Here is a 21,567-nt window from a genome sequence, read left to right as displayed (position 1 = left end):
TCAGAGGTGGGGTGCCACGTCGGTGCCGAACGCGGCGATCTGATCGGTGAGTTCGTCGCTGCCGCGGCTGCGGAAGCGGACCTGGATCTGGTCGACGCCCATCTCGCCGTACGCCCGCAGAGATGCGGCGAGCTGCTCGGGGCCGCCGGTGAGGGTGCGGCGCCCGACCTCCCACGCGGGCCGGCCGACGTAGAGGGGCTCGGCGATGGCGCCGATGGTGAAGGGGCCTCGTCTGTCCTGGCGCAGCTCCCGGATACGGGCGATCTGTGCGGGCAGCCGGTCCCGCGGGTCGCCCTGCGGCAGCCAGCCGTCGCCTTTGAGCGCCGCGCGCCGGACGGCCGCGGGCGAGGAGCCGCCGACCCAGAGGGGGACGTGCGGCTGGGCCGGCCGGGGCCGCTGGCCGAGGCCCTCGAAGTCGTAGAGCTTGCCGTGGTGTTCGGGGAACTCCTCGGGCCCGAGGCAGGCGCGCAGGGCGTCGAGGCACTCGTCGAGCACCGCGCCCCGCTGCCGGAAGTCGAACCCGAGCGCCTCGAACTCCTCCTGCACATGCCCGGCCCCGACCCCGAGGATCAGCCGGCCGCCGCTGAGATGGTCGAGGGTGGCGTACTGCTTGGCGGTGAGCAGCGGGTGGCGCAGCCCGACCACGGCGACGTGGCTGAGGAGGCGTACGCGCTCGGTCGCGGAGGCGAGGTAGGCGAGGGTGGCGACGGGGTCGTACCAGACCGTGCTCATCGCGGGGGCGAGCCGGCGGGGGATGGCGACGTGGTCGCAGCCGGCGATGTAGGCGAAGCCGGCGCGGTCGGCGGCCCGGGCGATGGCGAGGAGGTCGGCGGGGGTGGCTGCGGTTTCCCAGGGCTCGGTGTAGAGGGTGCTCTGGGACTGGATGGGGAGCTGGATGCCGTACTCCATGCGCTTGGTGTGCTTCATGTGCGGCTCCACAGGCCCTCGGGGGTGAGGCCGAGCAACTCGATGGCGTTGCCTCGTACGATCCGCTCGACCAGGTCGGGGGCCAGGTGTCCCATCTGGGCCTCGCCGACCTCGCGGGACTTGGGCCAGGTGGAGTCGGAGTGCGGGTAGTCGGTCTCGTAGAGGACGTTGCCGACCCCGATGGCGTCGAGGTTCTTCAGGCCGAAGGCGTCGTCGAAGAAGCAGCCGTAGACGTGCTCGGCGAACAGTTCGGACGGCGGCCGGTGGACCTTGTCGGCGACCCCGCCCCAGCCGCGGTTCTCCTCCCACACCACGTCGGCGCGTTCGAGGATGTAGGGGATCCAGCCGATCTGCCCTTCGGCGTACATGACCTTGAGCTGCGGGAAGCGTTCGAACTTGCCGCTCATCAGCCAGTCCACCATCGAGAAGCAGCAGTTGGCGAAGGTGATGGTGGAGCCGACGGCGGGCGGGGCGTCGGCGGAGGTGGACGGCATGCGGCTGGAGGAGCCGATGTGCATGGCGATGACGGTGCCGGTCTCGTCGCAGGCGGCGAGGAAGGGGTCCCAGTCGTCGGTGTGGACGGAGGGCAGGCCGAGGTGCGGGGGTATCTCGGAGAAGGCGACGGCCCGGACGCCGCGCGCGGCGTTGCGCCGTACCTCCGCGGCGGCCAACTCCGCGTCCCACAACGGGATCAGGGTCAGGGGTATGAGCCGTCCCCGGGCGTCGGGCCCGCACCACTCCTCCACCATCCAGTCGTTGTAGGCCTGGACGCACAGCAGGCCCAGCTCACGGTCCGCGGCCTCGGTGAAGGTCTGGCCGCAGAAGCGGGGGAAGGTCGGGAAGCAGAGGGCGGACTGGACGTGGTTGACGTCCATGTCGGCGAGGCGGGACGGGACGTCGTACGAGCCCTGCCGCATCTGCTCGTAAGTGATGACTTCGAGTTTGATCTCGTCCCTGCTGTAACCGACGGCGGTGTCGAGGCGGGTGAGGGGCCGGTGCAGGTCCTCGTAGACCCACCAGTCGCCGAGGGGGCCGTCGGAGCCGGGGGCGCCCATCACGGGCTTGAAGCGGCCGCCGAGGAAGGTCATTTCCTTCAGCGGGGCGCGGACTATGCGGGGCCCGGTGTCCAGGTACTTCTTCGGAAGCCGGTTCTGCCAGACATCCGCCGGCTCCACGGTGTGGTCGTCGACGGAGATGATCAACGGAAAGGCCGGGGTGGTGTCCGTGGTCTCGGTCATGGGGGTCACGGTAGCGCCGATCTGACGGCCCGTCAGCTACGCCGGTGACGACCGACTGTGGCGCTTTATGTGCGGAAGTGTGCGAAGACCACGTGAGGGGCTTGTGATATCCCGCGCGCCTCCCTGTGATCGGGGTCTCCACAGCTGACGCATCTGCCATGAACAAGGCAAACTGGCGTCGTTGCTCACTGTGTCTAGGGGGACGGCGATGGACGGAGTACCGCGGGTGCCTGAACAGCGGCGTCCCGGCTCCTCGGCGGAGCCGGAGCTGCCGCTGCGCTTCAGCGTGCTCGGACCGGTCCGCGCCTGGCGCGGCGAGGAGTCGTTGCCCATGGGCTCCCCGCAGCAACGGGCCCTGCTGGCCGCGCTGCTGCTGCGGGAGGGCCGTACGGCCACCGCGGCCGAACTGATCGACGCCCTGTGGGGCGAGGAGTCACCGTCCCAGGCGCTGGCGGCACTGCGGACGTACGCCTCCCGGCTGCGCAAGGTCCTGGACCCCGACGTCCTGGTGAGCGAGTCGGGCGGGTACGCGATCCGCTCGCTGGGAGAGGGCGCGCTGGACCTCGCGGTGGCCCAGGAGCTGGCCACGGAGGCGGAGAAGGCGCGGGGCGCCGGCGATCTGTGCCACGCACGGGAGGTGCTGGGCCGGGCGCTCGCCCTGTGGGACGGCGAGGTCCTGGCGGGAGTGCCGGGCCCGTACGCCTCCTCGCAGCGGGTCAGGCTGGAGGAATGGCGGCTCCAACTCCTCGAGTCCCGCCTGGACATGGACCTGGAGCAGGGCTGCCACGCGGAGGCCGTCTCGGAACTGACGGCCCTGACGGCGGCCCACCCGCTCCGGGAGCGGCTGCGGGAACTCCTCATGCTCGCCCTCTACCGCAGCGGGCGCCAGGCGGAGGCGCTGGCGGTCTACGCCGACACCAGGCGGCTGCTGGCCGATGAGCTGGGCGTCGACCCGCGCCCGGGCCTGCGCGACCTCCAGCAGCGCATCCTCCGGGCGGACCCCGGGCTCGCGGAACCGCCGTCCCCGCAGCCGGAGCCAGCTTCCGTCGCGGTCCGCCCCGCGCAACTTCCCGCCACGGTCCCGGACTTCACCGGCCGCGCGTCCTTCGTGTCCGAACTGAGCGAGGTCCTGGCGTCGGCGGAGGGCCGCGTGATGGCGGTGTCGGCGCTGGCGGGCATCGGCGGCGTGGGCAAGACGACCCTGGCGGTGCACGTGGCACACCAGGCGCGCGGCGCCTTCCCCGACGGTCAGCTGTACGTCGACCTCCAGGGCGCCGGGTCCCGGGCCGCGGAGCCGGAGACCGTACTGGGCTCGTTCCTGCGGGCGTTGGGCACGGCGGACTCGGCGATCCCGGACTCCCTGGAGGAGCGGGCGGCACTGTACCGCTCGGTCCTGGACGGCCGCCGGGTGCTGGTGCTGCTGGACAACGCGCGGGACGCGGCCCAGGTACGTCCGCTGCTGCCGGGCACGGAGGGCTGCGCGGCGCTGGTGACCTCCCGGGTGCGGATGGTGGACCTCGCCGGGGCGCACCTGGTCGACTTGGACGTGATGTCGCCGGACGAGGCGCTGGCGCTCTTCACGAAGATCGTGGGCGAGGAGCGGGTGGGCAGCGAGCGGGACGCCGCCCTGGACGTGGTGGCGGCGTGCGGCTTCCTGCCGTTGGCGATCCGCATCGCCGCCTCTCGCCTCGCGGCCCGCCGCACGTGGACGGTGTCCGTCCTGGCGGCGAAGCTGGCGGACGAGCGCCGGCGCCTGGACGAACTCCAGGCCGGGGACCTCGCGGTGAAGGCGACGTTCGAGCTGGGCTACGGCCAGCTGGAGCCGGCCCAGGCCCGCGCCTTCCGGCTGCTCGGCCTGGCCGACGGCCCGGACATCTCGCTCGCCGCGGCGGCCGCGGTACTGGACCTGGAGGCGGAGGAGACCGAGGACCTCCTGGAGTCCCTGGTCGACACGTCCCTGCTGGAATCGGCGGCGCCCGGCCGGTACCGGTTCCATGACCTGGTCCGACTCTACGCGCGTGCTTGTGCGGAGCGGGACGAGTGGCCGCCCAGCGAGAGGGGGTCGGCGCTGTCACGGCTGCTGAACTTCTACCTGGCCACGGCGGCGGGGGTCTATGCGATCGAGCGGCCGGGTGACCGGCTGGTGGATCACCTGTATCCGACCGGTGGCGCGGGCCTGGCGTTCCCCGACCGCCAGGCGGCCCGGGACTGGCTGTACTCCGAAGCCGTGCCGCTCCTCGCCTGTGCACGGCAGTCGGCCCGGGGAAGCACCCTGGGACGCGCGATCGACCTCCTGTGGGCCTCCGTCGACCTCGCCGAGTCGGGTGCCAACGCGAAGGAGTACGAGGCGTCCGCCACGGCCCTGCGCGATGCCGCACGCACGGCCGGGGACATCCGCGCCGAGGGCCGGGCCTCCGTCGTGCTGAGCAACGCGCGACTGTTCTCCGGCCAGTTCGACCTGGCGTACCCGGAGGCCCAGGAGGCCATCCGGCTCGCCGAGGCCACGGACGACCCGCTGCCCTCCTGCTGGGCGGCGAACATCCTCGGCAGCATCGCCTTCTACAAGAACCGCCACTCGGAGGCCGAGCGCTACTTCAGCCAGGCGCTCGACAAGTTCCGCGACTGCGGCGACATGGCGGGTTCCGCCAGCCCGCTGTGCAATCTGTCGCGACTCCATCTCGCCACCGGGCGGGCCGACACGGCTGTCGCACTCGCCCGCCAGGGAACCGACATCTACCAGGGGCTGGGACACACCCTTCGAGGCGCCAACGGCCTGTACGCCTTGGGAATGGCTCTCGGCAAGACGGGACAGCACACCGAGGCCTCCGCGCAACTGGTGGAGGCGCTCCGCGTGTTCCGCGACAGCCGTCAGCGCCTGTGGGAGGGGATGACCCTCTGCAGGCTGGCGGAAGTCGAACTGGACGCGCGCAAGCCGGCCCTGGCGGCGAGCAACGCCGAGATGGCGCTCACGGTGCTGAGGGGCATCGGGGGCGAATGGCGCCGGGGGCACGTCCTCACGGTCCTCGGCCGGGCCTTGAACGGCATCGGCCACTCCGGCAGGGCACAGGTCTGCTGGCGCGAGGCGCTGGAGATCTACGAGCGGTTGGACTCGCCGGAGGCGGCCGAGGTGCGCATGCTCCTCACTCCTGTCGCCGCCGCCTGAGCCCACCACACGGGGCCGTCGCCGTCGGCGTTCATCGTTCGTTTATCGCGGCCCGGCAGTCTCTGTCTTGTCGATCCGTCGCGTCGGGGGGCAGACGGATCGCAGGTAAGGCCGCAGCGCTCACGGTTTAGGGTGGGCGGCCCGAGCAGCCCACCCGGGCACCCACGGGGGAGTGACCGGGTGGGCTCTCAGTTCACAATGATCCGCCCCAGGGGAGGCAGCACATGAGCAGCAGCGAGACCGACCCGGTCGTCAAGCCGGACAACACCCACGTCACCGACGCGGACAGCGGCGAGGAGATCAAGCCGCTCAACACGCACGTGACGGGCAGCCCGATCAAGCCGCTCAACACCCACGTCACCGACGTGGACGACGGCGGCGTGGTCACTCCGGACAACACCCACGTCACGGAAGAGCCCGTCTGACCAGACCTTTTTCCCGCACGGGGATCGGCCGCGGCGGCGCGGAGGGGGAGCCGTCGCGGCCGAGGCGTGTCCGGGAGTCACCGGGGTGGGACGGATCTGCCGGTCATGCTCGCAGCTTCCCCTTGACCACCTTTCCGCTCGCGTTGCGCGGGAGTTCCGCCACGAACTCCACCGCTCTCGGCACCTTGTAGTTCGCCATTTCCCTGCGGGCCCACGCGATCAGGTCGTCGCCCGTTGCCAGGGCCCCCTCCCGGCGCACGACGTAGGCCTTTCCCACCTCCCCGAGCCGGGGGTCCGGGACGCCGATCACCGCCACGTCGGCCACGTCCGGGTGCAGGCCCAGGAGTTGCTCTATCTCCGCCGGATAGGCGTTGAAGCCGCCGACGATGAACATGTCCTTGAGACGGTCGGTGATGCGGAGGTTGCCCGCCTCGTCCAGGACGCCCACGTCGCCCGTGCGCAGCCAGCCGTCCGGGTCGAGGACCTCCGCCGTCGCCGTCTCGTCCTCGTAGTAGCCCCGCATGACGTTGAAGCCCCGGACCAGCACCTCACCGGGGACCCCCGGGGGCACCGACCGGCCGTCGGCGGACACCACCCGTACCTCCGTTCCCGGGATCGCCCGCCCCGACGTCGACGCGATCACCGTCGGCTCGTCGCCGCGGCGGCACATCGTCACCACGCCGCTCGCCTCCGACAGGCCGTACGCCGTCAGGACGGTCTCCACGCCCAGCTCGGTCCGCAGGCGCTCCACCAGGGTCAGGGGGACCACCGCCGCGCCGGTCACCACCAGGCGCAGGGCCGACAGGTCGTACGCGTCGCGGGACGGGTGGTCCAGCAGGGACTGGTGGAGGGTCGGCGGGCCCGGGAGGACCGAGACGCGTTCCGACGCGATGTTCGCCAGGGCCGTGTCCACGTTGAACACCGGCTGGGGAATCATCGTCGCGCCCCGCATCAGACAGGCGATCACGCCCGCCTTGTAGCCGAAGGTGTGGAAGAAGGGGTTCACGATCAGGTAGCGGTCGCCCTGGCGCAGGCCCGCGAGGTCGCTCCAGACCTCGTACGCCCGCAACGTCTGGGAATGCGTGATCACCGCGCCCTTCGGGCGGCCCGTCGTGCCCGAGGTGAAGACGATGTCCGAGGGCCACGAACCGCGCACCGAGGCCGCCCGCTCCCGCACCTCCGCCTCGCCCACTCCCTCGCCGCTCGCCAGGAAGTCCTTCCACGTCCAGTAGTCGGCCGGGGCGTCGTCCGACAGGACCACCACCTGGGCCAGGGACGGCAGCCCCGGACCTTCCGCCACCGCCCGCCGCAGTGACGCCACGTACGACGTCCCCAGGAACGTCCCCGTCACGAAGAGCAGGCGTGCTCCGCTGCGGCGCAGGACGTCCGCCGCCTCCGTTCCCTTGAACCGGGTGTTCAGCGGGACCAGTACCGCGCCGGCCGACACCGCGCCCAGCGCCGACACCATCCAGTCCAGGGAGTTGGGGGCCCAGATCGCGACCCGGTCGCCCGCCTCCACCCCGTTCGCCACGCACGCCGCCGCCGCGCGCTCCACCCGGGCGCCCAGTTCGGCGTACGTCACCCGGGTACGGCCCTCCACCACGGCCTCCACGTCCGCGTACCGCTCGGCCGCCGACCGGACCAGACCCGGAACGCTGCCCCACTCCACGTCTCCGCGCACAACCAGCCTCCAGAACCCAGTAGCTGACTACCCGTCAGATTAGCTGTAGCCTGACGCACTGTCAGCCCGGAGGACAGCCCCGCGGAGGTGCCTCATGACCGGACTCAAGGACGCCACCGCCATCGTCGGCATAGGTCAGACGTCGTTTGCGAGAAACCTTCCCGAGGACGAGAGAACGCTCGCCTGCCGTGCCGTGCTCGCCGCCCTCGACGACGCCGGTATCGCCCCGGGAGAGGTGGACGCCCTCGCCTCCTTCACCATGGAGGAGACCGACGAGGTGGAGCTCGCGAAGGCGGTCGGCTTCGGTGACCTCACCTTCTTCAGCAAGGTCGGGTACGGGGGCGGGGGCTCCTGTGCCACCGTCGGCCATCTCGCCGCCGCCATAGCCGCCGGGCAGGCGAGCGTGGGAGTGGCCTGGCGGTCGCGCAAGCGGGGGTCCGGGCCCCGGCCCTGGCGGAACACGACCGTTCAGCTGCCGACTCCCGCCCAGTGGACCCGGCCCTACGGCCTGCTCCGGCCCGTCGACGAGATCGCCATGCTCACCCGCCGCTATATGCACGAGTACGGCGCGACCCGCGACCATCTGTTCAATGTCGCCCTCGCCTGCCGCAACAGGGCCAATCAGAATCCGGCGGCCGTCATGTACGAACGGCCCCTCACCCGCGAGATGTACATGACCTCCCGCTGGATCAGCGAGCCGCTCTGTCTCTTCGACAACTGCCTGGAGACCGACGGGGCGTTGGCGTGTGTCGTCGTCAGCAGGGAGCGGGCACGGGACTGCCGCCGCGCGCCCGTCTACGTCCACTCCGCCGCCCAGGGGCTCCCCGCCCAGCACCACGGCATGGTCAACTACTGGAACGACGACCCGCTCACCGGCCCGGCCTGGACCGCCGCCCGGCATCTGTGGAAGCACGCCGACTTCACCCCGCAGGATGTCGACGTCGCCCAGATCTACGACGCCTTCACCGCTCTCATCCCGCTCTCCCTGGAGGGCTACGGCTTCTGCGGGCGCGGGGAGGGCGGCGCCTTCACCGAGCAGGGCGCCCTCGAGATCGGCGGGCGGCTGCCGCTCAACACCGGCGGGGGCGGGCTCAGCGAGGCCTACGTCCACGGCTTCAACCTCATCAACGAAGGCGTCAAGCAGCTCCGCGGGACCAGTACCGCCCAGGTCCCGGACGCCGCGACCTGCCTGGTCACCGCCGGCGAGGGGGTCCCCACCTCCGCGCTGCTCCTGAGGACCTGAAGGAGGCATCATGCTCACCCCCGTCACCGACTCCGACGGCGCCCCCTTCTGGCGCTACGCCGCCCAGGGCGAGCTCAGGGTCCAGACCTGCGCCGACTGCGGCGAACCCCGCTTCCCGCCCCGGCCGTGCTGCCCGCACTGCCAGTCCTTCGAGACCGAGTGGCGGCCCGTGTCCGGCCACGGCCGCATCTGGTCCTACGTCGTCCCCCACCCCCCGCTCCTTCCGGACTACGCGGCGCAGGCGCCGTACAACGTGGTCGTCGTCGAACTCGCCGACCACCCCCGCATCCGTCTCGTCGGCAACCTGGTCAGCTCGGCCGGGGCACCGCTCAACTCCCTTGATCCGGGCCGGATCCGGATCGGCGCCCGGGTGCACGTGGTGTTCTCCGGCGGGCTTCCGCAGTGGGTGCTGTCGTGAGCGGCCTGCGGGTCGCCGTCGACAAGGACTCCGGCGTCGCCGTCGTCACGCTCGACCGGCCGCACCGGCTCAACGCGATCGATCTCGCCCTGCGGGACGCACTCGTGGGGGCGTGGCGGGAGTTGCGGTTCGACGACTCCGTGCGGGCGGTCGTCCTCACCGGGGCGGGCGAGCGTGCCTTCTGCACCGGGCTGGACCGGGACGCGGAGGTTCCGCAGCCCGACTCCCCCTATATGGCCGACGATCCGCTCCTCCGTGTCGGGCCCAAGGCCAACGACCTCTGGAAGCCCGTCGTCGCCGCCGTACGGGGAATGGCCTGCGGAGGCGCCTTCTACCTGCTCGGCGAGAGCGAGTTCGTCATCGCCGACACCACCGCGACGTTCTTCGATCCGCACACGACGTACGGCATGGTCAGCGCGTACGAGTCGGTCCTCATGGCGCAGCGGATGCCGTACGGCGAGGTCGCCCGGATGATGCTCATGGGGACGGCCGAGCGGATCTCCGCGCGGCGGGCCCACGAGACCGGGCTGGTCTGCGAACTCACCGAGCCCGGCGCCGCGTTGGAGGCGGCGGTGGAGTGCGCCGCCGTCATCGCCGGGTATCCGACCGAGGGGGTGCAGGGCACCGTCCGCGCCCTGTGGGCGGCCAGGGAGGCCGCTCTGGCCGCCGGCTTCGCGCAGGCCCCGCATCTCATCTCGCTCGGGAACCTGCCGGACGAGCGGCAGGCGGAGCTGTTCGCCGCCCGCCGCCCGGAGTTCAGGACGCGCTGAGCTATCCGGCCACGCGCTGCGGGTCCACCAGCTCGCAGGTGCCGTCGGTCACCGTGGTGCTCGCGGTGACGACGGCGGAGTCGGTGGCGCCCGCGGCGACGGAGAAGATCCCGCTGCTCTCGGTCGCGACCGTCGTCCCGGCGGCGTCCTTGAAGGCCACCTGGAACATGTAGGAGTACGTCTCGCTCGTGCTGCTGTTGGTGGCGCGGACGTCGGCGGTGAGGGTCTGGCCCTCGACCTCGCACTCCTCGATCCTCAGATCCTGGGTCGCCTCGCCCAGGGAGCTCGACTCGACGCCGCCGCCCCCGGGGACCGAACCGGAGTCGTCGTCGTCATCATCGTGGTGGCTGCCGCTGCCGCCGGTCGAACTGCTCGAAGAACCGTGGGAGTTCGAGCTGCCGCCGAAGCAGCCCCCACCGGACGAGTGCCGGGCACCGGTCAGGGCGACGACCACCCCGACGACGACGGCCACCTGACGGACATGGCGAAGCTTCACTGCTGATCCCCCGTTGTCAAAAGCCCCGAAAGGCACTGTCATGATCGTGAGCACGTCAGGCTAACAGCCGTCGCACAGCGTCCGTCCGGCCCCGGGCGTAGCGTCTGTGTGAGAGCGGTGAAGGAACAAGGAACCCGCTCCCCGCATCGGCGGCCGCCGTCCGGAACCCCTTCCGAGCGCCCGGTACGACGGCCGTCCCGGCCGCGAGAGCCGCCTACGCGGTCCTGGCCGTCCCCGTTCCCTTCTCCGCGTCCAGCGCGTACACGCAGCGGTCCTTGCTGCACGCGTACACGACGCCGTCCTTCACGACCGGGGCGCCGGTGATCTCGCCGCCGGTCGCCAGCTTCCAGCGCAGCCGGCCGTCGTCGGCCTTCAGGGTGTACAGCAGGTGGTCCGTGGAGCCGAAGTGGATGCGGCCCTCCGCCACCGCGGGCGCGCCCACGATGTCGCCGCCCGCCTGGAAGCGCCACTTGGGCGTGCCGGTGACCGCGTCCAGGGTGTAGAGACCCTTGCCGCTGCCGACGTGCACATGCCCCGCCACCACCAGCACCGGCTCGATCGAGGCGCGGGCCTCGGTGGCGATGCGCCAGCGGTCGCGGCCGTCGGCGGCGTCGAGGGCGTAGACCGTGCCGAGATAGTCGGCCAGGTAGACGCCACCGCCGGTCACGGCCGGGCCCGGCACGAAGGCGGGCGGGCAGAGGAAGACCGCCGGGGCCTCGAAGTGCCACTTCACATGGCCGTTCGCGACGTCCAGCGCGAGCACCCGGGTGCCGGCCGAGACGTACACATAGCCGTCGGGCGCCTGTGTCACCCGGACCGGTACGCCGCCGCAGGAGGCCGCGTCGCCGATGGGGTAGGACCAGCGCTCGTCGCCGGTGCGGGCGTCCAGGGCGCGCAGCCGGGCGTCCTGCCAGACGTACACCGTGCCGTCGTGCAGTGCCGGACCGGCCTCCGGGGTCTCGAAGTCCGTCTGCGCCCCGGTGAGCTCCCACAGTTTCTGGCCGCCCGAGGCCTCCCAGCCCTGGACACCGCCGCCACGGCTGCCGGTGACGACCGTGCCCCGGTCGGCCTTGAGGGAGTACACCCAGGCGTCCGTCTGGATCCGCCACAGGTCGGCGCCCTCGCGGGCCTCCAGGGCGAACAGGGTGGGACCGTCGGAGGCGTGGATACGGCCGTCCGCGACCGCCATCGACCAGGCGACGTCCCGGGTCTTGAAGCGGCGGCGGCCGGTGGCCACATCGAGGGCGTGCACCTCGAAGGAGGTGACGTAGACGAGGTCGTCGGCGACGGAGGGGGTCCCCCACACATCGTTCGACATGCGGAAACGCCACGGCCGCCAGCCGCCGCCCGGCTCCTGGGCGGGCGGTGCGGGTACGGCGGGGCCCACGGCGGCGTCCGTGCCGTTGACGCCGGGGCGCGGCTTGGACCAGCTGGCGACCAGGCCGGCCTCCGGCGGCGGCGCCTTCACGGCGGCGGCGCGGGCGTCGGAGACGCGCGGTCCGGGCCCGATGGGCACCTGGGCGCCCGCCAGCCGCACCGGGCCGGTGTCGGGGGCGCCGACGGATACGGGGGCGGGGTCGTGGGAGGGCGGCGGGGGTACGGGGGCGACCCGGCCTCCGCCGCTGCGGCCGCCAGGGCCCGGCTTGACGGCCGGGCGTCCGTTGCGGCGCGCCTCGATCAGGCCCACGGCCCGCTCGGGCAGCCAGGCCGACGCCGTACCGCTGTCGTCGGAGCCGGAGCCGAAGAGGTGCGGGGCGAGCTGGGACTGGAGGTCGGCCGGGTTGGGGCGGCCGGTGGCGTCCATCTGCATACAGGACTCGATGAGCGGACGGAGTTCGTCCGGGAGGCCTTCGAGGTCCGGGCCCTCGCGGAGCAGCATGAAGACCGTCTCGACCGGGTTGGCGCCGTGGAAGGGCGGGTGGCCGGTGGCGGCGAAGACCAGCATGGAGCCGAGCGAGAAGACGTCGCTCGCGCCGGTGACGCTGCGGGAGTCCTTGGCCTGCTCCGGCGACATGTAGGCGGGGGTGCCCACCGCCACATTGGTCATGGTCAGACGGGTGTTCGATACACCGGAGGCGATACCGAAGTCGATCACCCGGGGGCCGTCCTCGACGACCAGCACGTTGGACGGCTTGAGGTCGCGGTGGACGAGGCCCGCCCCGTGGATCGACTGCAGCGCCTCCGCGACGCCGGCCGCGAGCCAGCGCACCGCCTGGGCCGGCATCGGCCCGCACTCGTTCACTATCTCTTCGAGGGAGGGTGCGGGGACGTACGCGGTGGCCAGCCAGGGCACGGCGGCGCGGGCGTCGGCGTCGACGACGGCCGCCGTGTAGAAGCCGGAGACCGCGCGGGCCGCCTCCACCTCGCGCGAGAAGCGGACGCGGAACAGCTGGTCCTCGGCGAGTTCCGTACGGACCGTCTTGATCGCCACGCGCCGGCCGGACGCCGAGCGCGCGAGATAGACCAGCCCCATGCCGCCGGCGCCCAGCCGTCCCAGCACCTCGAACGGCCCGATCCGCCGCGGATCGTGCTGTGTCAGCTGATCCACCACTTGCCTGCCACCTCCCCGTACGGGCCGCGTCACACCCTTATGCACGCGACCCCGTGCAGCGTCTCACCACCGCACCCGCCATGGCGGCACGCACCCTGATTCTTCCTGGCCGAGGCGCAGGTTGCGAACCCGGTTGCAAATCGGGATGTCTCACGCCGAACCGGTGCTTTTCACCACCCCGGTCGGCCGTCGAGACGTTCCAGTACGGCGAACGACGCCCCCTGATTGTCGGTGACGACGGCGACTTTGCCGTACGACGTCTCGAAGGGTGGAGCCTGGACCCGCCCGCCGAGCCGGTTCACCGTCCCGAGAACGGCCTCACAGTCCTCGACTCCGAAGTGGACGAGGAAGTGGGGCGGCATCTCGGCCGGAAAGACGTCGGAGACGGGGGCGCGGCCGAAATCGGGCCTCGCGTCCGGTCCGAACAGGGCGTCGTGGAACAGCCCGCCGTAGAAGGTGTTGGCGCCCTCGGTGTCCCGGGCGTACAGCTCGGCCCAGACGAAGGTGCCCGGCTCGTGCCGTACGCCGAAACCGGTGTGGGAGTCCGGCTCCCACAGACCGAAGACGGCGCCGTCCGGGTCGGTGACCAGGGCGCTGGTGCCCAGGTCGCCGACCGGCATGGGGGCGGTGACGACCTGTCCGCCGGCGGCCCAGACCCGGTCGGCGAGGCCCTCGACGTCCGGGGTCGCGAAGTACACCGTCCAGACGGTGGGCATCCGCCCGTCCGTCTTGTGCGCGAGCGCGGCGACGGGCTCGCCCTCCTTCAGGGCCCATACGGCCCCGCCGTACCGCTGCTCCTCGAAGGTCCATCCGAAGAGCTCACCGTAGAACCGCTTGCCCGCCTCCACGTCGGGAAGCTGCGCGTCCACCCAGCACGGGACGCCCTCTCCGTACGCGGATGCCCTGTTTTCGGCCATACCGCCAAACTAGCGGCGACTCACGCAGCGCGCAGACCAGCGCACCAGTCCCGAAGTGCCCTCGCACCCCATTTGCAGTCGGCCGAATCGCGCTCCGATCCCCCCTCGGTAAGCTGACGGCATGACAGGACAAGTGCGTACCGTCGACGGCCGCGTGGCCGGCCGGCGTGGGCAGGCGACCCGGCAGAAGCTGCTCGACTGCCTCAGCGAGATGCTCAGCTCCTCCCCTTACCGGGACGTCAAAGTCATCGATGTCGCCCGGAAAGCGGGCACTTCGCCCGCGACCTTCTACCAGTACTTCCCGGACGTCGAGGGCGCCGTCCTGGAGATCGCCGAGCAAATGGCCACCGAGGGCGGCCAGTTGACCCAGCTGCTCGAGGGCAGATCCTGGGTCGGCAAGGCGGGCTGGCAGACGGCGCAGGAACTTGTGGACGGTTTTCTCGAGTTCTGGCGCAGGAACGACGCGATTCTCAGGGTCGTCGACCTCGGCGCCGCCGAGGGCGACAAGCGGTTCTACAAGCTCCGTATGAAGATCCTGAACTCCGTGAACAACTCCCTGTCCGACTCGGTCGCCGAGTTGCAGGCCAAGGGCAAGGTCGACAAGGACGTGAACCCGGCGGCGGTCGCCGGTTCACTGGTCGCGATGCTCGCGGCGGTCGCCTCGCACCAGAAGGGCTTCCAGACATGGGGCGTCAAACAGGCTGAACTGAAGCCGAACCTGGCGCTGTTGGTGCATCTGGGTGTGACCGGAAAGAAGCCGACCAAGTAACCGGCAATCTTTTTCCAGGCACCAAGTCCTGTCAGGCGGGCGGTGGTTCACACGGGTGAGCCGCCGCCTGCCGTGTTTTCATGCCGGTAGGGGCCGGTCCTTCACGACGTGCTTCATCACCAGCGTGGACGTCAGCCGCTGCACCCCCGGCAGCGTGGCCAGCCGCTCGTCGTACAGCCGTTGATAGGCCGTGAGGTCCGCCGCGACCACCCGCAGCAGATAGTCCGGCTCCCCGAACAGCCGCTGCGCCTCCTGCACGCCCTCCACCTCCGTCAGCGCCCGCTCGAACCCGGCGACGGTGTCCCGGTCCTCCTGCCGCATGGTGACGAAGACGAGCGCCTCGAAGTTCAGCCCGACGGCCGAGGGCTCCACGACCGCCCGGTACCCGCTGATGGCGCCGGCCCGCTCCAGCTCCCGCAGCCGCCGATGGCAGGGCGAGACGCTGAGCCGCACCCGTGCCGCCAGCTCGGTCACGGTCAGCCGCCCGTCCTGCTGGAGCTCGGCAAGAATTTTCCGGTCCACGTCGTCCATGAGGGAGATCTTCCCCCAGAACATCCGATCAAGGGCAAACTTCAGAAACACTTTCGGGCCATTCACGCCTAATGTCCCCTCCATGAACTCGGGAACCGTCATCTCCTTCCTCGCCGTGGACCTCCTGCTGGTCTGCGTGCCGGGCGCCGACTGGGCGTACGCGATATCCGCGGGTCTGCGTGGACGCTCGGTGGCGTGGGCGGTGGGCGGCCTGGTGTCCGGGTACGCGCTGCACACGGCACTCGCGGTGGCGGGCCTGGCGGTGCTGATGGCCGGGGAGCCCGGTCTGCTGACCGCGCTGACGGTGGCCGGGGCCGGGTACCTGGTGTGGCTGGGGTGGAGCGTGCTGCGCAGGCCGGGCGTCCCCGGCGCCACGGAAGGGCCCGTGGCGGCCTCCGACGCCCGTGTCTTCCTGCGGGGCGCGACGATCAGCGGCCTGAACCCCAAGGGGCTGCTGCTCTACCTCTCGGTCCTGCCGCAGTTCCTTGACCCGACGGGCGCCCCCGTACCCGTCCAGACCGCCGCCCTCGGCGTCCTGCACATGGCGTGCTGCGCCGCCGTCTATCTGACGGTCGGCCTCGCGGCCCGCGCGGTCCTGGGCGCCCGCCCGGCAGCGGCCCGCGCGGTCACCCGTACCTCGGGCGCCGCGATGCTGGGAATCGGCGCGTTCCTGCTGGTCCAGCGCCTGGCGACGCTCTAGGAGATCACTTCCGTACGATCCGGAACAGCCGTATCTCCCGCTCGATCCGGGCCTGATACGTCGCGTACGGCGGCCAGAAGGCCAGCGCCGCCTTCCATACGGCGGCCCTCTCCTCCCCTTCCAGCAGATGGGCCGTCACGGCGATGTCGGCGCCCTTCCAGCTGATCCGGGCGTCGGGACGGGCCATCAGGTTGGCGGTCCAGGCGGGATGCCCGTCCCGCCCGAAGTTGGACCCGATGAGAATCCAGCTCCGCCCGCCCTCCTCGGGCATACAGGCAAGCGGCGTACGACGCGTCAGCCCACTGCGCGCGCCGACGGACGTCAGGATCACGCCCGGCAGCATCTGCGCGCTGAGGATGATCTTCCCGCGCGTGAGCCGGTGCACGGCCCGGTCCAGCACCGGAATGACATGCGGGGCGACCTTGGCGAACCCCCGCGTGGACGAGATCCTCTGTACCGCGCGTTCCCCGATCACACCGCCACCTCCGGCTGCCCGGCCACCTCGAAGAGCCGCGCCGCGTCGGCCGCGTGCGCCCGCAGCCGGTGCACCGGCCCGAACAGCAGCTCGTCGCCGGCGGCCCGCTTGAAATACCGCTGGACGTCGTGCTCCCAGGTGAAGCCGATGCCCCCGTGCAACTGGATTGCTTCACCGGCGGCCGCGCGCAGCGCCTCCAGCCCCTGAGCCAGGGCGAGCCCGCCCACCCGCTCCCCGTGCACGGTGGCCCAGGCCGCGTAGTACGCCGCCGAACGCGCCGCCTGCACCTGCACATACACATCGGCCAGCCGATGCTTGACCGCCTGGAACGATCCGATGGCCCGCCCGAACTGCTCCCGCTGCTTCACGTACTCGACGGTCCGCTCCAGCACCCGGTCGGCCGCCCCGACGGCCTCGCAGGCGAGGAAGGCGGCGGCGAAGTCCCCGAGCCGGGCCAGCGCGCCCAGCCCGTCGCCACTCTCGTCGCCCAGCAACCGGGCCTGCACGTTCCGCAGTTGGAGCCGGGCGAGCGGGCGGGTGGCGTCGAGGGCGGTCTGCCGTACCCGCACGAGCCCGTCGGCGTCCGCGGGGACGAGGAAGACAAGGGTGCGGGACCGGGCGAACCCGCCGGTGTGCGCGGCGACGAGCAGCATCCCGGCCGAGTGCCCGTCGAGAACGTGCTCGATCTCCCCGTACAACCGCCAGCCGCCCCCCTCTCCGTCAGCACCTCCGCCATGGCCCCGTCGAGCCTGTACGCCCCCCGCGCGCCCGCCCCCCGCCCAGTCCCCGCCGTTGTCCCCGGTGAGTGCGAGACCGGCGGCGGGCGCGGCGAGGGCGGCGGTGAGCGTGCCGTCGGCGATCCGGGGCAGCAGTTCGGCCCGCTGGGCCTTTGTCCCGGTCGCGAGGACGAGCGGGGCGGCGAGGACGGCGGTGGCGAGCAGGGGGGAGGGAGCCAGGACCCGTCCCGTCTCCTCTCCCGCGAGGGCGAGTTCGGTGGCGGAGCAGCCCGCGCCCCCGTACCGCTCGGGAAGGGCGAGTCCGGGCAGTCCGAGCTGCTCGGAGAGGGTGGCCCACAACCCGGCGTCGTACCCCTGCGGACGGTCGACGGCGGCCCGCGCCTCCTGGGCCCCGCACCGCTTGTGCAGGAGTTCGCGCAGGGTACGGCGGATCTCCTCCTGCTCGGTGGTGAAGCCGGCGTCCATGGCGACCCCTTCCCTCCGGATCTGACGGTCCGTCATATTAGGAGCGGCGGGTCGATATGGACAGACAGACAGAGGGAGAGACCATTCTTGACATCCTCCCCTCCCTAAAGGGAGGGGATTCCTACGGCTCGCGCCGTGGGTGTTTCTGCTTCGTCGCCGACTGCCCGCCCGGAGAACTCCGTTGAGGTCTTACACCAGCTCCACAGACAGATGCGGTCAGCCCGACCGCCAGAATATTCTTCGCCGCGTTCACGTCCCGGTCGTGGGTCGTGCCGCAGTCGCACGTCCACTCACGGACATGCAGGGGCATCTTCGATGCGATGGTGCCGCAGGCGGAGCACAGTTTGGACGATGGGAACCACCGGTCGATGGTGATCAGTTCCCGTCCGTACCACTGGGCCTTGTACTCCAGCATGGTGCGCATCTCGCGCCAGGCCGCGTCACTGATGGCGCGGGCCAGACTGTGGTTCTTGACCATGTTGCGCACGGTCAGGTCCTCGATCACGATCGTTTGGTTTTCACGAACGAGCCGAGTGGTGATCTTGTGCAGGTGGTCCCGGCGCCGGTCGGCGATCCGGGCATAGACCTTCGCGACCTTGATGCGGGCCTTGCGCCGGTTCGTGCCGTCACCCTTGGCCTTGCGGGCCAGGTTCTTCTGAGCTTTGGCCAGGCGGCGTCGGTCGACCCGCTCGCATTTGAGGTTGGTGATCTTCTCGCCGGTCGAGAGGGTCAGGAGGCTGGTGATACCGGCGTCGATGCCGACAGCGGTGTCCAGTACGGGCAGCGGCTCGACGGACATGTCGTCGCACAGCATCGACACGAACCAGCGCCCGGCCGCGTCCTGCGACACCGTTACCGTGGATGGCACCGTGCCCTCGGGAAGAGGCCGGGACCAGACAATGTCCAGCGGTTCCGTCATCTTGGCGAGGGTGAGCTTGCCATCCCGGAACCGGAATGCGGAGGACGTGTACTCGGCGGACTTGCGGGACTTCTTCTTCGACTTGAAGCGTGGGTACTTGGCCCGCCTGGCGAAGAAGTTGGAGTACGCCGTCTGCAAGTGCCGAAGTGTCTGCTGCAACGGGACGCTGGAGACCTCGCAGAGGAAGGCCAGCTCCTCGGTCTTCTTCCACGCCGTGAGCATTGCCGAGGTCTGGTTGTAGTTGACCCGCTCCTGACGCGTGAACGCCTCCGACCTCGCGGCCAGGGCAAGGTTGTAGACCTTCCGGACGCACCCGAACGTGCGCGACAGCTCGGCTGCCTGCGCATCGGTCGGATAGAAGCGGCACTTGAACGCCCGCTTCACGCCGGTCGTGGTCACGGTCACAAACTAGACCGCAGTCCTGTAAAGATCAAACCTGCGGGTCAGAGCACTGCGGTCCGCCCAAGGGGCGAATCGCAGCCCGTTGCCCTGCTCCGCAGGAGCTTCGTTTCCTCCCCCACCTAAAGGTGGGGGTATCCACGAAGGAGTCCCGATGACGGCCGGAACCCGGAAAGTCGCAGTGGTCGGTGTGTCCCTCTCCGACTGCGGCCGCGTGGACGACGCGACGCCGTACACCCTGCACGCCCAGGCCGCCCGCCGGGCCCTGGCGGACGCGGGACTCGACAGGTCGCTGGTGGACGGCCTCGCCTCGGCGGGCACGGGGGTGCTGGCCCCGGTGGAGGTGGCGGAGTATCTGGGCCTGCGCCCCACCTGGACGGACTCCACCTCGGTGGGCGGCTCGACCTGGGAGGTCATGGCGGCCCACGCCACGGACGCGATAGCGGCGGGCCATGCGAACGCGGTCCTCCTGGTCTACGGCTCGACGGCGCGGGCGGACATCAAGGCGGGCAGGCGCACCGGCAACCTCTCCTTCGGCGCCCGCGGCCCCCTCCAGTTCGAAGTCCCCTACGGCCACACGCTGATCGCCAAGTACGCGATGGCAGCCCGTCGCCACATGATCGAACACGGCACGACGATCGAGCAGTTGGCGGAGGTCGCGGTCCAGGCAAGGGCGAACGCGGCCCTCAACCCGGAGGCGATGTTCCGCACCCCGATCACCGTGGACGACGTGATGTCCGGCCCGATGATCGCGGACCCCTTCACCAAGCTGCACTGCTGCATCCGCTCGGACGGCGGGGCGGCGGTCCTGCTGGCGGCGGAGGAGTACGTACCCGACTGCCGCACCGCCCCCGTCTGGGTCCTCGGCACCGGGGAACACCTCTCGCACGCCACGATGTCGGAGTGGCCCGACTTCACGGTGTCGCCGGCGGCGGTGAGCGGACGTCTGGCGTTCGAGAGGGCGGGGGTGCGCCCGGAGGAGATCGACCTCGCCGAGATCTACGACGCCTTCACCTACATGACGCTGGTGACGCTGGAGGACCTGGGCTTCTGCAAGAAGGGGGAAGGCGGGGCGTTCGTGCAGTCCCGCACGCTGCCGGTGAACACGGACGGGGGCGGCCTGTCGGCCCAGCACCCGGGGATGCGGGGCCTGTTCCTCCTGGTCGAGGCGGTGCGACAGCTGCGCGGCGAGACAGGCGCACGCCAAGTACGGGCCAGGGATGGCGGCTTGCCCCGGCTGGCCGTGGCATCCGGCACGGGAGGCTGGTTCTGCTCGTCGGGGACGGTGATCCTGGGCCGGGGGTGAGCCGGGCGCCGGACACCGCCTACCGCTCGCCCGGGACCCTGATGACGGCCTCGTCGTTGTCCGGATCCGGGTCCCGGCGGCCGACGTCCCAGGGGCCGGTCGGGTCCGGCTCCTCCAGGGACAGGGTGCCCTCGCCCGGTTCGCCGAGGGTCATGGTGAACTCGAAGGAGCGGGAGTCGCCGGGGTCGAGATCTCCGACTGCGCAGGTGTACGCGAACCCGTTGCTCTCGCAGTACTCCTGGTAGACGTCTTCGTCGATCTCCTCCATGGGCTGCTTCACCATGGCCGTCCCGAAGGGCGGGCTGAACACCAGCTCGGCCGCGGCACCGGCGTCGGCGGGGCCGTTGTTGCGGACCGTGATCTCGAAGGTGCGCCGGTCGCCGGGTTCGCCGACCAGGGTCACATCGGAGACCTCGTAGTCGGCGTAGGAGTCGAGCACGACGTACGTACTCCCGCCGCCCCCGACGTAGGGCCCCTTGACGGCCTCGACCGTCTCGGGCCGGAGCTCCGGGCCGTCGCCGAAGTCGCCGCCCTTCGGGGAGGTCTTGTAGTGCCCCGGCCCCATGTCCAGCGCCCAGACATCCTTGCCGTAGGAGACGTACATGTCCGACTTCTTCGTACGCAGCCGTATCGCGGGCCGGAGGGTGACGGTCTGCCCGGGGTCGATGGTCAACCCGGGGAATTCGCAGACGGCACGGTACCCACGACTGAAGCTCGGGTAACGGCAGTTGGAGTACTTCTCCGCGAACCCCCCGTTACTCGCGGACAGTTCCAGCCCCAGCCCGCGCACCGGCACCTCACCGGTGTTCCGCACGACGACGGAGTCGGTCAGCTCGGCCCCGGGCCGCGGCCCGTCCTTCTCGTACTCGGGCGCCAGCGCCTCCACCACCGGCTCCCCCACGACGAACCGGGTCCTCGCGGTGAGCTTCTTCCCGTCCTTCGTGGTGTACGTGTAGGTCACGATCGCCGAGTCCCCGACCTCGGCCCCCTCGGCCGCCACCACCTTGGCGCGGGGCGCGTCGGCCCAGTTGCTGTAGTCGCCGTCGACCTCACACGTCACATGTGCCGAACTGCCTTTACACCCCCCGTACTTGCGGATCACGACCGTGTCCCGCGCGTCCTTGGGCACATCCGCGGCGAGCGTCCGGACGCCGGGCTCGTCACCGTCCTCGGCCTTGAGCTCGTACGGCATCTTGTCCTGCACGCCGGCCTTGTCGCCCTGAGGGCGGAGGTAGAAGACCGCGGGTGCGGTGAGGGACGGCGGCTCTTCGCCGTCGCCGGCGCACGCGGTGAGGGAGGCGGCGAGGAGGACCGCCGCGGCCAGGCGCCTCAACGGACGGTGGGGGCGGGGGCCGTGCCGAGGCAGGCGGCGCCTTCGTCGGCGCTGTCGCTCGACGTGAACCACGTCAGTTCGGTGTGCACAGCGTTCCCGCTCTC

Annotated in this window: 19 protein-coding genes; 8 read left to right on the top strand and 11 right to left on the bottom strand. The window is 71.1% G+C overall.

The features are described from left to right. Window positions 1–909: an LLM class F420-dependent oxidoreductase gene (locus tag QF037_RS26770; protein WP_307037383.1), complete on the bottom strand. Its 909-nt coding sequence runs from the start codon at window positions 907–909 to the stop codon at window positions 1–3. Window positions 910–923: 14 nt separating this feature from the next. Then, complete coding sequence (locus QF037_RS26765) at window positions 924–2,165, bottom strand: amidohydrolase family protein (protein ID WP_307029384.1); 1,242 nt, start codon at window positions 2,163–2,165, stop codon at window positions 924–926. Between the two features lie 208 nt (window positions 2,166–2,373). Here QF037_RS26765 and QF037_RS26760 point away from each other — a divergent pair, with 208 nt between their 5' ends. Further along, the gene (locus QF037_RS26760) at window positions 2,374–5,328 is read left to right on the top strand and encodes an AfsR/SARP family transcriptional regulator (RefSeq protein ID WP_307029382.1); all 2,955 of its coding nucleotides are present in this window, start codon (window positions 2,374–2,376) and stop codon (window positions 5,326–5,328) included. Between the two features lie 224 nt (window positions 5,329–5,552). Further along, the gene (locus QF037_RS26755; protein WP_307029380.1) at window positions 5,553–5,753 is read left to right on the top strand and encodes a hypothetical protein; all 201 of its coding nucleotides are present in this window, start codon (window positions 5,553–5,555) and stop codon (window positions 5,751–5,753) included. Between the two features lie 103 nt (window positions 5,754–5,856). Here QF037_RS26755 and QF037_RS26750 read toward each other — a convergent pair whose 3' ends face one another. Beyond that, complete coding sequence (locus QF037_RS26750; protein WP_307029378.1) at window positions 5,857–7,434, bottom strand: FadD3 family acyl-CoA ligase; 1,578 nt, start codon at window positions 7,432–7,434, stop codon at window positions 5,857–5,859. Window positions 7,435–7,528: 94 nt separating this feature from the next. Here QF037_RS26750 and QF037_RS26745 point away from each other — a divergent pair, with 94 nt between their 5' ends. Genes QF037_RS26745 through QF037_RS26735 form a run of 3 tightly spaced genes read left to right on the top strand, consistent with a single transcriptional unit; the run spans window position 7,529 to window position 9,865 of the window. Further along, window positions 7,529–8,677, top strand: a complete 1,149-nt coding sequence (locus tag QF037_RS26745) for a lipid-transfer protein (protein ID WP_307029377.1) — start codon at window positions 7,529–7,531, stop codon at window positions 8,675–8,677. Between the two features lie 10 nt (window positions 8,678–8,687). Further along, window positions 8,688–9,095 carry a Zn-ribbon domain-containing OB-fold protein gene (locus QF037_RS26740; protein ID WP_307029375.1) on the top strand — a complete coding sequence of 136 codons (408 nt, stop codon included), beginning with the start codon at window positions 8,688–8,690 and terminating at the stop codon, window positions 9,093–9,095. After that, complete coding sequence (locus QF037_RS26735) at window positions 9,092–9,865, top strand: enoyl-CoA hydratase/isomerase family protein (protein WP_307029372.1); 774 nt, start codon at window positions 9,092–9,094, stop codon at window positions 9,863–9,865. Before QF037_RS26740 ends, QF037_RS26735 begins: the two co-directional genes overlap by 4 nt. Window position 9,866: 1 nt before the next feature. On the opposite strand, the gene QF037_RS26730 is transcribed toward QF037_RS26735, so the two are convergent. From QF037_RS26730 to QF037_RS26720, 3 genes are all read right to left on the bottom strand, one after another. Then, complete coding sequence (locus QF037_RS26730; RefSeq protein ID WP_307029370.1) at window positions 9,867–10,361, bottom strand: hypothetical protein; 495 nt, start codon at window positions 10,359–10,361, stop codon at window positions 9,867–9,869. Between the two features lie 214 nt (window positions 10,362–10,575). Further along, window positions 10,576–12,912 (bottom strand): outer membrane protein assembly factor BamB family protein, encoded by a 2,337-nt coding sequence (locus QF037_RS26725; RefSeq protein ID WP_307029368.1) that lies wholly within the window; start codon window positions 12,910–12,912, stop codon window positions 10,576–10,578. Window positions 12,913–13,082: 170 nt separating this feature from the next. Beyond that, on the bottom strand, window positions 13,083–13,829 hold the full coding sequence (locus QF037_RS26720; protein ID WP_307029366.1) for a VOC family protein: 747 nt from the start codon (window positions 13,827–13,829) through the stop codon (window positions 13,083–13,085). A gap of 133 nt (window positions 13,830–13,962) precedes the next feature. Here QF037_RS26720 and QF037_RS26715 point away from each other — a divergent pair, with 133 nt between their 5' ends. Further along, the gene (locus tag QF037_RS26715) at window positions 13,963–14,598 is read left to right on the top strand and encodes a TetR family transcriptional regulator (protein ID WP_046262934.1); all 636 of its coding nucleotides are present in this window, start codon (window positions 13,963–13,965) and stop codon (window positions 14,596–14,598) included. Window positions 14,599–14,676: 78 nt separating this feature from the next. Here the strand turns inward: QF037_RS26715 and QF037_RS26710 are convergent, their stop codons facing one another. Further along, entirely contained in the window at window positions 14,677–15,129 is a 453-nt protein-coding gene (locus QF037_RS26710) for an Lrp/AsnC family transcriptional regulator (RefSeq protein WP_307037381.1), read from the bottom strand. 82 nt (window positions 15,130–15,211) lie between these two features. Here QF037_RS26710 and QF037_RS26705 point away from each other — a divergent pair, with 82 nt between their 5' ends. Continuing rightward, window positions 15,212–15,829, top strand: a complete 618-nt coding sequence (locus QF037_RS26705; protein ID WP_307029364.1) for a LysE family translocator — start codon at window positions 15,212–15,214, stop codon at window positions 15,827–15,829. Window positions 15,830–15,833: 4 nt separating this feature from the next. Here QF037_RS26705 and QF037_RS26700 read toward each other — a convergent pair whose 3' ends face one another. From QF037_RS26700 to QF037_RS26690, 3 genes are all read right to left on the bottom strand, one after another. Next, window positions 15,834–16,304, bottom strand: a complete 471-nt coding sequence (locus tag QF037_RS26700) for a nitroreductase/quinone reductase family protein (protein WP_307029362.1) — start codon at window positions 16,302–16,304, stop codon at window positions 15,834–15,836. Then, the gene (locus tag QF037_RS26695) at window positions 16,301–17,506 is read right to left on the bottom strand and encodes an acyl-CoA dehydrogenase family protein (RefSeq protein WP_307029359.1); all 1,206 of its coding nucleotides are present in this window, start codon (window positions 17,504–17,506) and stop codon (window positions 16,301–16,303) included. The genes QF037_RS26700 and QF037_RS26695 overlap by 4 nt, the downstream gene beginning before the upstream one ends. Before the next feature lie 121 nt (window positions 17,507–17,627). After that, on the bottom strand, window positions 17,628–18,824 hold the full coding sequence (locus QF037_RS26690; RefSeq protein ID WP_307029358.1) for an RNA-guided endonuclease InsQ/TnpB family protein: 1,197 nt from the start codon (window positions 18,822–18,824) through the stop codon (window positions 17,628–17,630). A 154-nt stretch (window positions 18,825–18,978) separates the two neighbouring features. Between QF037_RS26690 and QF037_RS26685 the strand changes: the two genes are divergently transcribed. Beyond that, on the top strand, window positions 18,979–20,130 hold the full coding sequence (locus QF037_RS26685) for a thiolase C-terminal domain-containing protein (protein WP_307029356.1): 1,152 nt from the start codon (window positions 18,979–18,981) through the stop codon (window positions 20,128–20,130). Between the two features lie 19 nt (window positions 20,131–20,149). On the opposite strand, the gene QF037_RS26680 is transcribed toward QF037_RS26685, so the two are convergent. Further along, a complete protein-coding gene (locus tag QF037_RS26680) occupies window positions 20,150–21,463 on the bottom strand; it encodes a hypothetical protein (protein WP_307029353.1) in 1,314 nt (437 codons plus the stop codon). Window positions 21,464–21,567 lie beyond the last annotated feature (104 nt).

Origin of the sequence: Streptomyces canus, assembly GCF_030815415.1 — a bacterium.
GTDB classification, from domain to species: domain Bacteria; phylum Actinomycetota; class Actinomycetes; order Streptomycetales; family Streptomycetaceae; genus Streptomyces; species Streptomyces canus_F.
Note: the sequence above shows the minus strand (reverse complement) of the source record. Positions and strands in the feature narration are given on the sequence as shown.